This is a genomic window from Treponema sp. R8-4-B8 (assembly GCF_054786175.1).
Genome location: NZ_BDHE01000251.1, coordinates 1 through 600, shown reverse-complemented (window position 1 = coordinate 600; position 600 = coordinate 1). Strand labels below are relative to the sequence as shown.

At 41.5% G+C, this 600-nt stretch carries 1 protein-coding gene; it reads right to left on the bottom strand.

Annotated elements, in window-relative coordinates:
• Positions 1 to 377: 377 nt before the first annotated feature.
• On the bottom strand, positions 378 to 600 hold a 223-nt coding region (locus ACYVRA_RS08220), incomplete at its 5' end, for a hypothetical protein (RefSeq protein WP_461252243.1).

Below are 600 nucleotides of genomic sequence, written 5' to 3'. Positions count from 1 at the left end.
CTGTGGGTTCCCTGCCGGAGAGACTTTGAAATAAAACAAAGAAAATTCAGAGAATAAACGTCCGGCGACGAACCCTAGATAAAGCTTTCTTACCACCGCTGTTTTGTCGTCGGAAAGGCTCGTAGGCAGATTCTCCCAGAGTTTTTGCCACCCGCAGCCCTGCCCTGACTGTACTCAAGGAATTTATTTGGCATACATCTTCTAGCGGTAATTAGCAATTAGCAATAGACGCTCCCCGTAATGTATAAATGTCGCATAACGGCATTACGAAAAAGTGGTAAAAGGTACAGTTGCGTATTCACTACGAAAAAGCGGTAACAGATATAAGATACCCCGTCGTAAAACAGACGGGGTATATATTTTTCGTCCTATCTATATTACTGTTGCCACCCTAAAGCAGTTCCATATGTAGAAGACAGTGCGCTTTTTCCGTAGCTATTCACCGCAGTTACTTTCCAATATGAAGTTGTATCATTATAAAAGAATTTCTCAACAGGTGACGACGTTGCAGAACTAGAATATTCGTAAGTACCAGTGGCGGTATTAGAATAATATATTTTATAACTGGTTGCTCCGCTTACCGCATTCCAACTAATTGTA